The 12,988-nt window shown below is 56.9% G+C and carries 12 protein-coding genes; 4 read left to right on the top strand and 8 right to left on the bottom strand.

Going from position 1 to position 12,988, the window contains the following annotated elements:
* Nucleotides 1-4: 4 nt before the first annotated feature.
* Entirely contained in the window at nucleotides 5-760 is a 756-nt protein-coding gene (locus J7447_RS27855) for a hypothetical protein (protein WP_022998337.1), read from the top strand.
* Between the two features lie 32 nt (nucleotides 761-792).
* Here J7447_RS27855 and J7447_RS27860 read toward each other — a convergent pair whose 3' ends face one another.
* Nucleotides 793-2,160 (bottom strand): aminotransferase class V-fold PLP-dependent enzyme, encoded by a 1,368-nt coding sequence (locus J7447_RS27860; protein ID WP_209171552.1) that lies wholly within the window; start codon nucleotides 2,158-2,160, stop codon nucleotides 793-795.
* Nucleotides 2,161-2,238: 78 nt separating this feature from the next.
* On the opposite strand from J7447_RS27860, the gene J7447_RS27865 reads away from it, so the two are divergent.
* Entirely contained in the window at nucleotides 2,239-2,577 is a 339-nt protein-coding gene (locus tag J7447_RS27865; RefSeq protein WP_055654599.1) for a metalloregulator ArsR/SmtB family transcription factor, read from the top strand.
* 202 nt (nucleotides 2,578-2,779) lie between these two features.
* Nucleotides 2,780-3,208: an HIT family protein gene (locus J7447_RS27870; protein WP_055654601.1), complete on the top strand. Its 429-nt coding sequence runs from the start codon at nucleotides 2,780-2,782 to the stop codon at nucleotides 3,206-3,208.
* 88 nt (nucleotides 3,209-3,296) lie between these two features.
* Here the strand turns inward: J7447_RS27870 and J7447_RS27875 are convergent, their stop codons facing one another.
* The 4 genes from J7447_RS27875 to J7447_RS27890 all read right to left on the bottom strand — a co-directional run bounded on the left by J7447_RS27875 (nucleotide 3,297) and on the right by J7447_RS27890 (nucleotide 7,019).
* A complete protein-coding gene (locus tag J7447_RS27875; RefSeq protein ID WP_022998333.1) occupies nucleotides 3,297-4,910 on the bottom strand; it encodes an ABC transporter substrate-binding protein in 1,614 nt (537 codons plus the stop codon).
* A 237-nt stretch (nucleotides 4,911-5,147) separates the two neighbouring features.
* A complete protein-coding gene (locus tag J7447_RS27880) occupies nucleotides 5,148-5,798 on the bottom strand; it encodes a glutathione S-transferase (RefSeq protein WP_062488615.1) in 651 nt (216 codons plus the stop codon).
* Between the two features lie 85 nt (nucleotides 5,799-5,883).
* Complete coding sequence (locus J7447_RS27885; protein ID WP_022998331.1) at nucleotides 5,884-6,258, bottom strand: AzlD domain-containing protein; 375 nt, start codon at nucleotides 6,256-6,258, stop codon at nucleotides 5,884-5,886.
* The gene (locus J7447_RS27890) at nucleotides 6,258-7,019 is read right to left on the bottom strand and encodes an AzlC family ABC transporter permease (RefSeq protein WP_075282957.1); all 762 of its coding nucleotides are present in this window, start codon (nucleotides 7,017-7,019) and stop codon (nucleotides 6,258-6,260) included. The genes J7447_RS27885 and J7447_RS27890 overlap by 1 nt, the downstream gene beginning before the upstream one ends.
* A gap of 227 nt (nucleotides 7,020-7,246) precedes the next feature.
* On the opposite strand from J7447_RS27890, the gene J7447_RS27895 reads away from it, so the two are divergent.
* Nucleotides 7,247-9,130, top strand: coding sequence for a WG repeat-containing protein (locus J7447_RS27895; protein ID WP_209171553.1), 1,884 nt, complete (start codon nucleotides 7,247-7,249; stop codon nucleotides 9,128-9,130).
* A 13-nt stretch (nucleotides 9,131-9,143) separates the two neighbouring features.
* Here the strand turns inward: J7447_RS27895 and J7447_RS27900 are convergent, their stop codons facing one another.
* The 3 genes from J7447_RS27900 to clpS all read right to left on the bottom strand — a co-directional run bounded on the left by J7447_RS27900 (nucleotide 9,144) and on the right by clpS (nucleotide 12,883).
* Entirely contained in the window at nucleotides 9,144-9,848 is a 705-nt protein-coding gene (locus tag J7447_RS27900) for an SDR family oxidoreductase (RefSeq protein WP_022998329.1), read from the bottom strand.
* A 242-nt stretch (nucleotides 9,849-10,090) separates the two neighbouring features.
* Nucleotides 10,091-12,538 (bottom strand): ATP-dependent Clp protease ATP-binding subunit ClpA, encoded by a 2,448-nt coding sequence (gene clpA, locus J7447_RS27905; RefSeq protein WP_055654606.1) that lies wholly within the window; start codon nucleotides 12,536-12,538, stop codon nucleotides 10,091-10,093.
* 12 nt (nucleotides 12,539-12,550) lie between these two features.
* Nucleotides 12,551-12,883, bottom strand: a complete 333-nt coding sequence (clpS, locus tag J7447_RS27910; RefSeq protein ID WP_031268357.1) for an ATP-dependent Clp protease adapter ClpS — start codon at nucleotides 12,881-12,883, stop codon at nucleotides 12,551-12,553.
* Nucleotides 12,884-12,988: the final 105 nt, after the last annotated feature.

The following is a 12,988-nucleotide window of genomic DNA, read 5'->3' on the forward strand; positions in this document are numbered from 1 at the left end:
CTTGATGCGTATCCTTCAAATCGCCTGCGGAGTGATCTTTTTCGCAGTGACGCTCTACTACGGCTACATCATGTTCAGTGTTGCCAACGTCGCGAACACTGTCTTCGGCTTCAAGAACGATCCGCTAAAAGGACAGGCGACAGTCCACAACGCCAGGCATGGCTCAGGCGGTTCCCTGAAAGATGGCTACGTCGCCCTCACGGACTTCAAGAACCTCGATGCCGGACGGGTGGTCAATATCGTCATGCCCGTATCGGTGAAAGAGCTCTTGAAGGAAACAGGGGCTCCTGCTGACATGGACATGATCGAGGTCTTCATCTCCGGTCAGGCCCCCAGAATCGCGGAAGCCGAATGCAAGCTCCTAGTGAAGACAATTGCATCGAATTGCCGGGTAAAGCTGACAAAAGCCAAGCAATTCAAGGATGATCCGAAATTTGCCGAGATCAGGATGCAGCTTGAGTTCGTAGAGAAGCAAGTCCCCGGTGCATTCGAGACAGAGAAGCCTCTCAACTACCAGGAAGTGGACGCCGATCTGGTGGACAGTGCCGGAATCTATGCCGAAGCCTGGCTGAACGAATTCAAGAACCGACGGGCGAAACTCTATACCACTGCAGCCCGCGCCTGCGATCCCTTGCGGCGTCAGCACGGCAATTGTTCGGTGACTGAAATCAACGTTTTGGGACGATGGGAAAAACGCGAGGAATTCGTGGTCATACGCTCGAACGCAACCCTGTCATATCTGTGGCCCGAAAGGACCTGACCAGGGGCGCGTCTTCTGCAATGTGAGCTGCATCAGGCCGGGGCCATCACCTCGGCCTTTGCCTTTGCAACGGCAGCTATCAGCCGGTCCACATCTTCCGTCCGGGTTGACCAGTTCGACACGCTGATGCGAAACCCCTGTCGTCCTTTCCAGGAGGCCTGACCGAACCAGGCTTCACCGGAAGCCTGAACATGGCCAGCGATGCGGGCACAGGCGTCTTCCGCCCCCGGCAGCGTCGCAAACACCTGGTTGAAATGCACCTCATGCGGAACTTCGAACCCGAGTGCTGTCAGATCCCCTGAAATGCGCCTTGCATGACCGTGAAAACGGCTCAGCATGTCCTCCAGGCCTTGCCGGCCGAGGGAAAGCAGCGCAGCCCAGGTCTCGGCTCCGCGCGCAGACCGGCTGAATTCAGGAGCGCGGTTGGCGGGGTTGGATACGGTCGCCGGCAGATAGGTGGCCCCGATTGCCATCGACGCCTGCATTTCCTGCGGATGGCGGCACAACGCCAAGCCTGAATCATATGGTGTGTTGAGTGTCTTGTGGCTGTCGACCACCCAGCTGTCTGCCTTCTCAAGTCCCTTGAGAGCCGTTGCCGTATCGCTGCAGGCCCTTGCCCACAGTCCGAAAGCACCGTCGACGTGAAGCCAGGCACCAGCGGCATTACACTTGTCGCCAAGTTCGTCAAATGGATCGAAGGCTCCGCTGCAAACGTTTCCTGCCTGGCACAAAACGAGCGTGCGATCATCCAGTTCGGGTAGCTTGTCGATCCGCATCCGCCCCTGATCGTCCACTTCCACCCACTCGATCGATTTCGTGGCCAGGCCTGCCATCCGAAGGGATTTCAGCACGGTTGCATGAATTTCTGCGCTGGCGACGATCCGCAAGCCGGGAGCGCCAATCAGGCCCTCTCCTCTTTCGTGGCCAAGGCGCGACAACAGCGTGTCGCGCGCGGTGACCAGTAGCGCCATGTTCGACATGGTCGCACCGGTGGTGAAAGCGCCATCGGTACCTTCAGGCAGCCCCAGAAGCCTAACGATCCAGGACACCGCCGTTTCTTCCATCTTGATCACGGAAGGTCCCGTCAAACCGTCTGCAACCTGATCCCACGCGGAGAGCAAGGCCCGGGCCGCGGAGGCTGCAGGCAATGCGCCCCCTATGACATAACCGAAGTACCGACCTGCCGCCGTCGCAACAGTGCCCTCACCGCCCACGGTCTCGAGCAGATCAAGAATATCGTCAACGTCGGCGCCCTGCTCCGGCAAACCCGGATCGAGCTCGGCAAGACGAGACAAATTCGGCCCGACGCGCCGATCCGGCAATTGTTTCAGATAACGCACGCCGCGCGCCGCGCCGTTCGAAAAGGCTTCCGCTTGAAGGCCGAGAAGGCTATTTTCCATGTTCGAACCACCAATCTATATCGAAGAGTATCTATATAGATGAATATCAATATAGATGTAGAGTCAAGTTCATTGGCAATGGCAGCACTGGCGAGCCCTGTGCGGCTGCAGATCCTTTTATGGCTGCTCGACCCTCGAGCCCACTTTCCCCGCCAGCGGGACGGAGACCTCGTGGACGACGGCGTGTGTGTGGGTTTCATCACCGAAAAGGTGGGCCTCAGCCAACCGACCGTAAGCTCGCACATGAAAAAGATGTCGGAAGCAGGCCTGGTAACGGGAAAGCGGATCGGCAACTGGATGTTCTACAAACCCGACAGGACAAGGCTGGAGGACCTGGGGTTGAAGCTCACATGCGCATCGCAAACGGATCCTGAAGCATCAAATGCCGGTCAACTGGCCACCGAAACCGTTTCCTGAACAACCGCGGCTTGAGCAAACTCATCCGGGCGGTTCTACCGCATGTCGCGGCTTGCAGCTGCAAGAAAACTCGGACTAGATCAGGAGTAACTCTTGATCGGAATCGATTGATGGTCCTTTGATCAACCCTGAAGTGTCGGGGTGGCTCGTTTCTGAACACCGCTTCGCGAAATTCTTTTGCCTATCAGACAGGAATGCAAACATGTCCACGCCCGCTTATGACGACCAGAATGTCTTTGCCAAAATCCTGCGCGGCGAACTGCCGAGCCACAAGGTTTACGAGGACGACAAAACACTGGTGATCATGGACATCATGCCCCGCGGCGATGGTCATGTTCTGGTGATCCCGAAAGCCCCTTCGCGCAACATTCTGGACATCGCGCCGGATGATCTCAACGCGGTCATGGCAACGACGCAGACCATGGCCAGGGTGGTGATCAAGGCCTTCGATGCCGACGGCACGACCATCCAGCAATTCTCAGAACCTGCCGGTGGCCAGGTGGTATTCCACACCCATGTCCATGTCATTCCACGTTTCGAGGGCGTGTCGCTGAAACCGCACACCGGTGCAATGGCAGACAATGACGTGCTGGCAGCCCAAGCAGAAAAGATACGAGCCGCACTGGCCTAAAGCCAGGCGAGCATCTCCAGCCATTCAGCACACAGCAGACAACGCCCGCCTGGCTTCAAACCGGGCGGGCGTTTTTCTCGATGCTCAATCAGCTATCGAACCACCAGCGGCTGCAGGCACGGGCACCGTCGAGCTCCCAGCTCGATGCCAGTTGCTCACCATGCTGAACATTGCTGCGGCGGGCATAAACGAAGTTGCGGAAGAACGGGATGATCGTGCCGCCGTCGTCATGCGCAAGCAGCGCCATTTCCCGGTACATCTCCGCCCGCCTGGTGTCGTCCAATTCGGCTTTCGCCATCAATAGCAGCTCGTTGAAACGTTCGTTCTGCCAATGGCTCTCGTTCCAGGCGGCATCGGACTTGTAGGCCAGAGAATACATCACGTCCGGTGTCGGACGCGCGCCCCAGGCCACTACGCAGAACGGTTTCTTCAGCCAGACATCCGAGTAATAACCGTCGTTCGGTTCACGCACGACCTTGATGTCGATGCCTGCCGCCTTGGCATGTTCGGCATAAAGCACGCAAAGATCGACCGCGCCGGAGTAGATGGATTCTGCAGAGGAGATGCTGATGGATAGTCCCTCGGCACCGGCTTTTTTCAGCAGCGATTTCGCCTGATCCGGATCGTAGTCGTGTTGGGGAATGTCATCCGGCCAATAGGGCATGGCTGGCGAATGGTGGAAATCGTTTGCCTTTGTCGCTGCACCAAAGGCGATCTTCTCGATGATCTCGTCGCGGTTCATCGCGAGCTTGAGTGCGTTGCGAACATCCTTGTTGTCAAACGGAGGCGTGTCGCAGAACATCGGCATCGTGAGCGTCGAGGCAGACGGCACATTGTCGATCTCCAGGTTTGGATTGCGCGCAAGCAGACCCATCGTCTTCAGATCGATGAGCGAAACGGCATCCACGTCGCCAGTAACCAGAGCCGTCTGACGGGCGTTCGGATCGGTCAGGATGATCAGTTCCACACCGTCGAAATGTGCACCGTCCAGATGCCAGCCGTCATGGCGCGTCAGAGAGAACCTGACACCGAAGTCACCGGTTTCGATCTTGTAGGGACCGGTACCGTCGCCCGAAGCCCAATCGATCGAGCCATCGTCGTTCGCCGGACAGATGGCCAGATGGTAATCGGTCATGAGCCACGGCAGATCCGCATTGCCCGAAGACAGTTTGAAAACGATCGTGTTGTCGCCATCCTTGACGATATCAGCGACGTCGGTCAGCAGAGCCTTGGCCGCGGAGGTCGTGCTGTCGCCGCGGTGGTGGTTCATCGATGCAATGACGTCGTCGGCTGTCATCTTGCGACCGGAGTGGAAGGTAACGTTTTCGTTGAGCTTGAAAGTCCACTCCGTTGCGTCCGCATTCGCCGTCCATTCGGTGGCGATATCCGGCCCAAGAGACCCGTCTGGTTCAATCAGGGTAAGGTAACTGCGGTGAGTATGCGCCAGCACGATCATGGCGATGGTGAGATAGGTGCCCGGATCGTGGGTGTCTGATGTGTTGCCGTCATGAATGCCGACCTTGAAGGTTCCGCCCTGCTTTGGTTGTGCCTTGGCTTTCGTGGTCCAGAGCCCTGTTGCGGCGGAAGCTGCAACACCGGCAGCCATGGAATAATTCAGGAAATCACGGCGGGAAATGCGGCCAGATCTCGCGGCCTCGCCCAGCTTTTCCAGCATTTCCGTATCTTTGTACTTGTCCTTCATCGTCAGATTACCTCCAAGTTTACAGTCACCATCTGGCTTGCGCCCGGTTTCAATCGTTAACTCTAGGTCGGCTGCGTTTTATCCGATCATCCCCCATTCGAAGTTTAGTACCGCAAAAACGACGTTTCGTTAGATAGTGCGCGGCAAAGGATTGTCCTGTCAGGATTGCGGATAGAAGAGAGGGTAACCGCAGACGGTGCTGCGCATCGCTGAGAAGACGCCGCTTGTGACAAGATTTTACGCGACGCCCGCCTGAACAGCAGCGTCTTCCTGCTCCCTGGCCATGTTCTGGTCTTCCTGCAGTACCTTGACCACCGACGGCCTTTCGGCGAACCGCTCGATGTAGGCGGTGAATTCTTCGAATTCCGGTACGATGCCGAACATCGTTCCCCACCGCAGCCCCATGCCCCACAGAACGTCGACAGCCGTCATCCGTTCTCCAAGAACGAAAGGTCCCTTTGCCAGCTGGGCACGCATGCTTTCCATGACGGTGTCAAAAGAACCATAGGCGGACATGGAATGCGGCGGTTCTTCACGCTTGAGTGCGCGGTCGATCAGTGCCGGCTCAAAACAGGATGCCATATGCACGAACCAGCGCAGGTACGGTCCACGCAGTGGATCATCCAGCGAGGGTGTCAGTCCTTTTTCGGGAAACAGATCGGCCAGATAGATATAGATCGCGACCTGTTCGGTAATGACTGCCTCGCCAACGCGCAATGCCGGAACTTTTCCAGCCGGGTTGACGGCAAGATATCGGGGTGTCCGGTTTTCACCCAGCTTCAGATTGAGCACATTCAGCTTGTAAGGCGCGCCCAGCTCCTCCAGGAGAACACGTACGCCGGTAGCGCGTGTCTGAGGTGCGTAAAAGAGTTCGACCTGATCCGCCATGTTCCTCTCCTTGACCGGGTGCAATCGCCGTACTCTTCAACCTAGCCTATCGGGCGGGCAAGTGAACACGGGAAATCGCTTGGTTTCAGGAAGCCATCGTGTCGAGGATCAGCCAACCGGAAACGAGAAAGACTTCTGCGGCAAGTACGCCAACAAACACACGTTGCCGGGCTGCAAAAAACGAAGCGAAGCCGAAACCGGCAGCTGCCAGGCGCAGCCAGAGCGGTGTTTCTGCCAGCACACCTTGCGGGAACAGGATCAGCTTGGAAATCACTCCGGCCACAAGTGCGGTTGCAACACAGCGCACCCAGATCAGCAGTTCGCCATCTTCACGCAGCCTGCCACCGGCAAAGACACCCAGCCACCGCCAGACGTCAGTTGCAAACCAGCCGGCGATGATGATCATCACCAGTGGCCACCAGGTTTCGGATACCAATCCACCTGCCGTCGATCCCTCCATCACGACAGCCCCCTGCGCATGATCCTGGTTCCGAGGTAGGCAATCGTGCCGCCTACAAGGCCGGTCCAAAGCAGATCCAGTCCAGGCAGATAGGTGAAGAAGACCGGTCCGAGCAGCAGTCCTGCGACCATCGCCGCCCGGTCGGCATTGAGCCTTGCAGCCCCCCAGAGCGAGCACAGGAAATAAACAGGCGTCAGCAGGAACAAGGCACCTGCCACCATGCCCGGCATGCTTTCAACCAACAGGTAGGAGACACCGGTCATGCAGAAGACGAAGCTGGTCACCGCCGCGCCAAAACCAATGAAGAACGGCAGACGCCCTTCCCTCGGCATGTCCGGCAGGTGTTTCATCGCGAATACCCAGGCAGTCACCGCAACGAAATGAGACGCGATCAACAATTGCCAGGTCTTTGTCTTGCCCGGCACCTTGACCAGCGGCATCAAGGCCATGGTCATCGGCATCAGGCGGACTGACGCAAGAGCGACGGCAATTCCGGCAGGAAGGATACCCATTCCGGAAGAAATCGCGCCGGTCAGAACCACGATGGAAGGCAGCGCCCAGACGAAACCGGTCATTGCAAGCGTCTCAAAGAGCGTCAGCCCTGTTTCACGGGCAAGCCCCGCATATCCGACAAACGCCGCGGTCAGAATAAACGCTGGAATAGACACCGCCGCCCGCGCTCCACGCGCCATCCAGACCCGGGCATGTTCCGGCGGGTTCTGGGATTCCTGGTCGATATCTGGCTGATCAGGAGCCGTCATCAAGCTGACTCATCTCTGGGCAGTTAGTAAGGTAGCCTTACCTTTTTGGAGATTTTCTGTCCAGAGTGCTTAATTGTGAACCGGTACGCCAGAGAGCCGAACCGGCTAGCCTACTCATCGTTAGTGCCAAAAAGACGCGACCGCCAGTCGACACAACCCATGACTGCATTTGCGCCACAATTGAAGACGATCAGGGTTAGATCATTTTTTGTTTCAGAGTGGCCTGAATGTTGCGCAAACTATTTTTCCTTCCGACATGCCTCTTCGTATTTCTGTTTTCCAACTCCCCGGGCATCGCTGACGTCTCGGACATTTCGTTCAGATGCGGCGGGCCGTTCGACCTCTGCGGCTATGTCGACAGAAAGTCGGGACAAACTCTGATCCCCTTCAAGTTTGAGGATGCACTACCTTTTAGCGAAGGACTGGCCGCAGTTAAGAGAGAAGGCAAATGGGGATATGTCGACAGCCTCGGCTCTATGGTTATCGAACCGCGCTTCGACCTTGCAGGCACTTTTTCATCCGGCCATGCGGAAGTCGTTATCGATAATCACGCAGGCGTCATTGACCGAAACGGAAAAGTCGTCGTCGAGACACAGTTCGCCCGAGCAATTCCGTTTACTGAAGACGTTGTTCTTGTGGCAGAAGGACAACGTCGCCTCGAAGACAGGTTCAGACTTGCCCCTTTAGACGAACTCAGCAGCATCTTCATCAAAAAACGATTGGGTCTGTATCGGATCGATCAGGGTTGGATTTCAAAGAAGCGATACAAAGTTGCCTATTTTGACGAGCTGAGCCGTGGCCTGATTTGGGCGTCTGAAGCTAAGGGTAAAGAGCCGCTCTTCGGCCTTCTGAGAGCTGATGGCTCGTGGCAAGTTACACCGCGGTACACAAGCGCGTATTGGCTCATTGACGACTTTGCAACGGTGCAAGGCATTCCTGATGAGGTCGAGCCAAAGTCACCTCAGACTGTGAAGAGAATGTCAGGTGCCGTTGATAGAAACGGCAAACTCGTCATTCCACTCAAGTTTGAAGGTCTCAGTTACTGGATGGGTGGGTATGGGCTTGCGCGCAAATATGACAACCTTTCACAACTGGGTTTGGTAACCCGACGCGGCGAGCTATTGACCGGCCGTTATTATGAAAATGTTGACCGACCAACCGATGGCCGCTGGCCGCGAGTTCTGGAAAATGGGCTTTGGCGCAGCGTTACGCCTGAAGGAGATCTGGTGCCTGATCAACGCAACGGTCACGTGCACATTTCTTGCCCCAAAGGACTTCAGGTAATCGAACTGAACGGGCTCTTCGCGATCCGCCATCTCAAGCTTGACACCTTGGTGAAGACGAAAGTTAGCGCTATAAACAAGCGGTTTTCTGACGACTTCTGCTTGTCGCCCTATTTGGTCTCAATCGGCGACAACCAGTATAAGTTTGTTACGCAAGACGGTCGAACACTACCGTCCAAAGGCTGGTATGACAACGTTCTCTACGTCAACGAAGGATTGTCTGCGGTATTCTCCGCTGGAAAATGGGGTGTAATTGACGACGATGGACAATTTTTAGTTCCCCCGCTTTACGACAAGCTCCAAATACACAGACACAACAAAACTTGGTTCGTCGTTCGGTCTCAGACAGGTCCCCAAAAAGACCCGGTTGTCTTAAAGGTCGAGCAGAATGGAAGAGAATTCTGGATCGACACCCACAACAAAGAAGTCGTAAAGCCCAGAGACCCAACCAAAGAAGAGAGCGAAGCAATCCTGGCCTGTGGCGGTATGCTGAAGCGCTTCGAAGAAAATGGGCTCTGGGGTATGATAGGCCCAAGCGGCAGAGTGATTATCGACCCGGATTATCGAGCGTTGACGTGTTTCAGGCGGGGCGTTGCTTGGGGAGCACTCAAACAGAAAAAACTCTGGTGCCCAATCGGTTCCGATGGTCGGCAGAAGGTTGCCCTTTCTTGCAGGAAATCTGTCGACGTTGTGGGGCGTACTGAAACTCGCCCTGAGGAACTGTCCCAAGATCCGCACGAAAACAGCGTTCTCTGGCTACGTGCATTGTTGGACTACGCTCAGGGAAAACGGCCAGAGCCGCCGGGCGTTCTAGGAATGACCTTCTAACACTCGAATTACCTCACACCGACCGCGTCAACCCACCATCGATACGTATGTTCTGACCTGTGATATAGGCCGCCTCGTCGCTGGCCAGATAGGCGATCAGGCTTGAGATTTCGTCCGAGCGGCCGTAGCGGCCCATGGGGATTCGCGCCAGGCGATCTTCCTTCTCCGGCAGGCTGTCTATGAAACCGGGCAGGATATTGTTCATGCGCACGTTCTCGGCAGCGAACTTGTCGGCAAACAGCTTGGTGAAGCTGGCCAGCCCTGCCCGAAACACACCGGAAGTCGGAAACATCGGATCCGGCTCGAAGGTGGCGAATGTCGAGATATTGATCACCGTTCCACCACCTTGCGCAGCCATGATCGGGGCGACAAGGCGTGCCGGGCGAATGACATTCATCAGGTAGTAATCCATGCCGAGGTGCCAGTCCTCGTCGGAGATTTCCAGAATATCGCCTTTCGGGCCATGTCCGGACGAATTGACGAGAACATCGATCCGGCCAAGAGCGTCCACCGTCTTGCTGACAAAGGAGGTCAGGTCGTCTGCAACAAGATTGGATCCGGTGAACCCGACCCCGCCCAATTCCTCCGCGAGCGCTTCCCCCTTGCCGGAGGACGACAGAATTGCGACCCGGAACCCATCTGCAGCCAACCGTCTCGCTGCATCGGCTCCCATGCCGGAGCCGCCAGCGGTGATCATCGCAACCTTGTTATCGCTCATGTCCGTTCTCCAGAAAGTGTCTGCTTCATAGCTAGGCAAGCAGCCCGGCGGCGGCAAATGATTTTCCTGAATGGTTTCAATTCCAAACATGAATGAGAACAAGTCTAGTACGCCTGTTGGAGGACAAGCTCGGGGCGTGTACCAACCCGGCCCGCTTCGCGCATTGCGCGTCGTCTGTGCAGGTGAAAAACAAAAAGGCCCCGAATCTCTTCGGGGCCTTTCCGATGTGATTGTGCAGGGCCTCAGTCGGCCAGAGGCACCTTGGGCACAAGGCTTTTCTTGGCTGGACCGCTCTTGCCTGCAGGCGGCTTCGTATCCTTGGCGGCCGCTGCCTTGGCAGCAGGCTTGCGCCGGCGCTTCGGCTTTGCCTTGGTTTCGGTCTTGGCCTTGGCTTTTGGCGGTGTCGCACGCTCCTCGATGCTTTCCAAAAGCAGACCCTTGCCGTCCTCGGACACGGTGACCTTGACCATTCCGCCTTTCTTCAACTTGCCGAACAGCACCTCGTCGGCCAGAGGCCGCTTGATGTGCTCCTGGATGATCCGCCCAAGCGGGCGAGCCCCCATCTGGCTGTCATAGCCCTTGTCGGCAAGCCACTTGACGGCATCTTCCGTCAGCTCGAAGGTCACGCCGCGGTCAGCCAGCTGGACTTCCAGCTGCATGACGAACTTCTCGACCACCTTGTAGACGACTTCCATCGGCAGATTGCCGAACGGAATGATCGCATCAAGACGGTTGCGGAACTCCGGCGTGAACAGCTTGTTGATCGCTTCTGCGTCGTCGCCTTCCCGCTTCATGCGGTTGAAACCAACCGGCATCTTGGCCATGTCCGCGGCACCGGCGTTGGTGGTCATGATCAGGATGACATTGCGGAAATCGACCTGCTTGCCGTTATGGTCGGTCAGCTTGCCATGGTCCATCACCTGCAACAGGATATTGAACAGGTCCGGATGGGCCTTTTCGATCTCATCCAGCAGCAGCACGCAGTGCGGATGCTGGTCGACACCGTCGGTCAAGAGGCCACCCTGGTCGAAGCCGACATATCCCGGAGGTGCACCGATCAGGCGCGACACGGTGTGCCGCTCCATGTATTCGGACATGTCGAACCGGATCAGTTCAACACCCAGTGAAGATGCCAGCTGCCGAGCGACTTCCGTCTTGCCGACCCCTGTCGGGCCGGAGAACAGATAGCTGCCGATCGGCTTGTCAGGCTCACGCAGACCGGCACGCGCCAGCTTGATGGCAGAGGCCAACGTCCCGATAGCTTCATCCTGTCCGTAGACAACCCGCTTCAGATCCTTGCCAAGGTTCTCCAGAATCTCCGCATCATCCTTGGAAACGGACTTCGGCGGGATCCTGGCCATGGTGGCAATCGTGTTCTCGATTTCCTTCACACCAATGGTCTTGCGGCGGCGGGCTTCGGGAACAAGCATCTGCGAGGCACCGGTTTCGTCCAGCACGTCGATCGCCTTGTCCGGCAGCTTGCGGTCGGAAATATATTTCGCCGACAGCTCCACAGCCACCTTGATGGCATCGTTGGTGTAACGAACCTTGTGGAAGTCCTCGAAGTAAGGCTTCAGGCCCTTCAGGATATCGATCGCGTCCGGGATCGACGGCTCGTTGACGTCGATCTTCTGGAAACGGCGAACCAGCGCCCGGTCCTTCTCGAAGAACTGGCGGTATTCCTTGTAGGTGGTCGAACCGATGCAGCGGATCGCTCCGGAAGCAAGCGCAGGTTTCAGGAGGTTGGACGCATCCATCGCCCCGCCAGAGGTTGCACCGGCGCCGATCACAGTATGGATCTCGTCGATGAACATCACCGCACCCGGGTAGTCCTCGATCTCCTTGACCACCTGCTTCAGCCGCTCCTCGAAATCGCCGCGATAGCGGGTACCCGCCAGCAGCGAGCCCATATCGAGCGAGAAGATGGTGGCATCCTTCAGGACATCCGGCACATCGCCATTGACGATGCGATGCGCCAGACCTTCCGCAATGGCGGTCTTGCCGACACCCGGGTCGCCGACGAAGAGCGGATTGTTCTTCGACCTGCGGCACAGGATCTGGATCGTGCGCGAAATTTCGCTGTCGCGCCCGATCAGCGGATCAATCTTGCCGTTGGTGGCCTTGGTGTTGAGATTGACACAGTAAGCTTCAAGAGCGTCCGTCTTCTGACTGGACTTCTTCTCGGTTTCAGCTCCGGGCATCACATCTTCTTCATCCGCCCCTTCGACTGGACGGGCCTCGGACATGCCGGGACGCTTGGCAATGCCGTGCGAGATATAATTGACCGCGTCGTAACGGGTCATGTCCTGATCCTGCAGGAAGTAGGCTGCATGGCTTTCGCGCTCGGCAAAGATCGCAACAAGCACGTTGGCGCCGGTCACCTCTTCCCGGCCGGACGACTGGACGTGGATAACCGCTCGCTGAATCACACGCTGGAAGCCCGCGGTAGGCTTGGAGTCCTCGTCACTGTCCGTGACAAGGTTGTCCAGCTCGGTTTCGATATATTCAACCAGATTGCGGCGGATCGTTTCCAGATCCACGTTGCAAGCCCGCATGACCGCAGCCGCGTCCTGGTCGTCCAGCAACGCCAGCAGAAGATGCTCCAGCGTTGCATACTCCTGCTGTCGCTCGTTGGCGAAGGCCAGAGCCTGGTGAAGTGCTTTTTCAAGACTGCGTGAGAAGGAAGGCACGTGCGTTTGTCCTCACTTTTTTTCCATGACGCATTGCAACGGATGCTGATGCTTGCGCGCAAAATCCATCACCTGGGTGACTTTCGTCTCCGCGACCTCGTAGGAATAAATCCCGCATTCCCCGACGCCGTGATGGTGAACATGCAGCATAATGCGGGTCGCCTCTTCGCGGTTTTTTTGGAAGAAGTTCTCCACAACGTGAATGACGAACTCCATCGGAGTGTAGTCATCGTTCAACAGCAGCACTCGATAGAGATTTGGCCGCTTGGTTACTGTTTTGGTACGGGTGACTGTAACCGTTCCGGCGTCGCCACCGTCATTGTCATAATCAGAGCCCGCCGACATTGCCGTTTCTTTTGCCTCTATCACTCCGGCCATCACCAAATTTCGAATCCTGAACACACTGCCCTGCGCAGCTGGTCCAGAGCTTTCCGCAGCACGGACTGCGCC

Origin of the sequence: Labrenzia sp. R5_0 (assembly GCF_017743835.1) — a bacterium.
Taxonomy (GTDB): Bacteria; Pseudomonadota; Alphaproteobacteria; order Rhizobiales; family Stappiaceae; genus Roseibium; species Roseibium algicola.

Coding starts and splice junctions, on each gene's coding strand:
- J7447_RS27865 (WP_055654599.1), top strand. CDS start 2,239: ATGGCAGCACTGGCGAGCCCTGTGCGGCTGCAGATCCTTTTATGGCTG.
- J7447_RS27880 (WP_062488615.1), bottom strand. CDS start 5,798: ATGGCGGATCAGGTCGAACTCTTTTACGCACCTCAGACACGCGCTACC.
- J7447_RS27895 (WP_209171553.1), top strand. CDS start 7,247: ATGTTGCGCAAACTATTTTTCCTTCCGACATGCCTCTTCGTATTTCTG.
- J7447_RS27900 (WP_022998329.1), bottom strand. CDS start 9,848: ATGAGCGATAACAAGGTTGCGATGATCACCGCTGGCGGCTCCGGCATG.
- J7447_RS27890 (WP_075282957.1), bottom strand. CDS start 7,019: ATGACGGCTCCTGATCAGCCAGATATCGACCAGGAATCCCAGAACCCG.
- J7447_RS27870 (WP_055654601.1), top strand. CDS start 2,780: ATGTCCACGCCCGCTTATGACGACCAGAATGTCTTTGCCAAAATCCTG.
- J7447_RS27860 (WP_209171552.1), bottom strand. CDS start 2,160: ATGGAAAATAGCCTTCTCGGCCTTCAAGCGGAAGCCTTTTCGAACGGC.
- clpS (WP_031268357.1), bottom strand. CDS start 12,883: ATGTCGGCGGGCTCTGATTATGACAATGACGGTGGCGACGCCGGAACG.
- J7447_RS27885 (WP_022998331.1), bottom strand. CDS start 6,258: ATGGAGGGATCGACGGCAGGTGGATTGGTATCCGAAACCTGGTGGCCA.
- J7447_RS27855 (WP_022998337.1), top strand. CDS start 5: ATGCGTATCCTTCAAATCGCCTGCGGAGTGATCTTTTTCGCAGTGACG.
- J7447_RS27875 (WP_022998333.1), bottom strand. CDS start 4,910: ATGAAGGACAAGTACAAAGATACGGAAATGCTGGAAAAGCTGGGCGAG.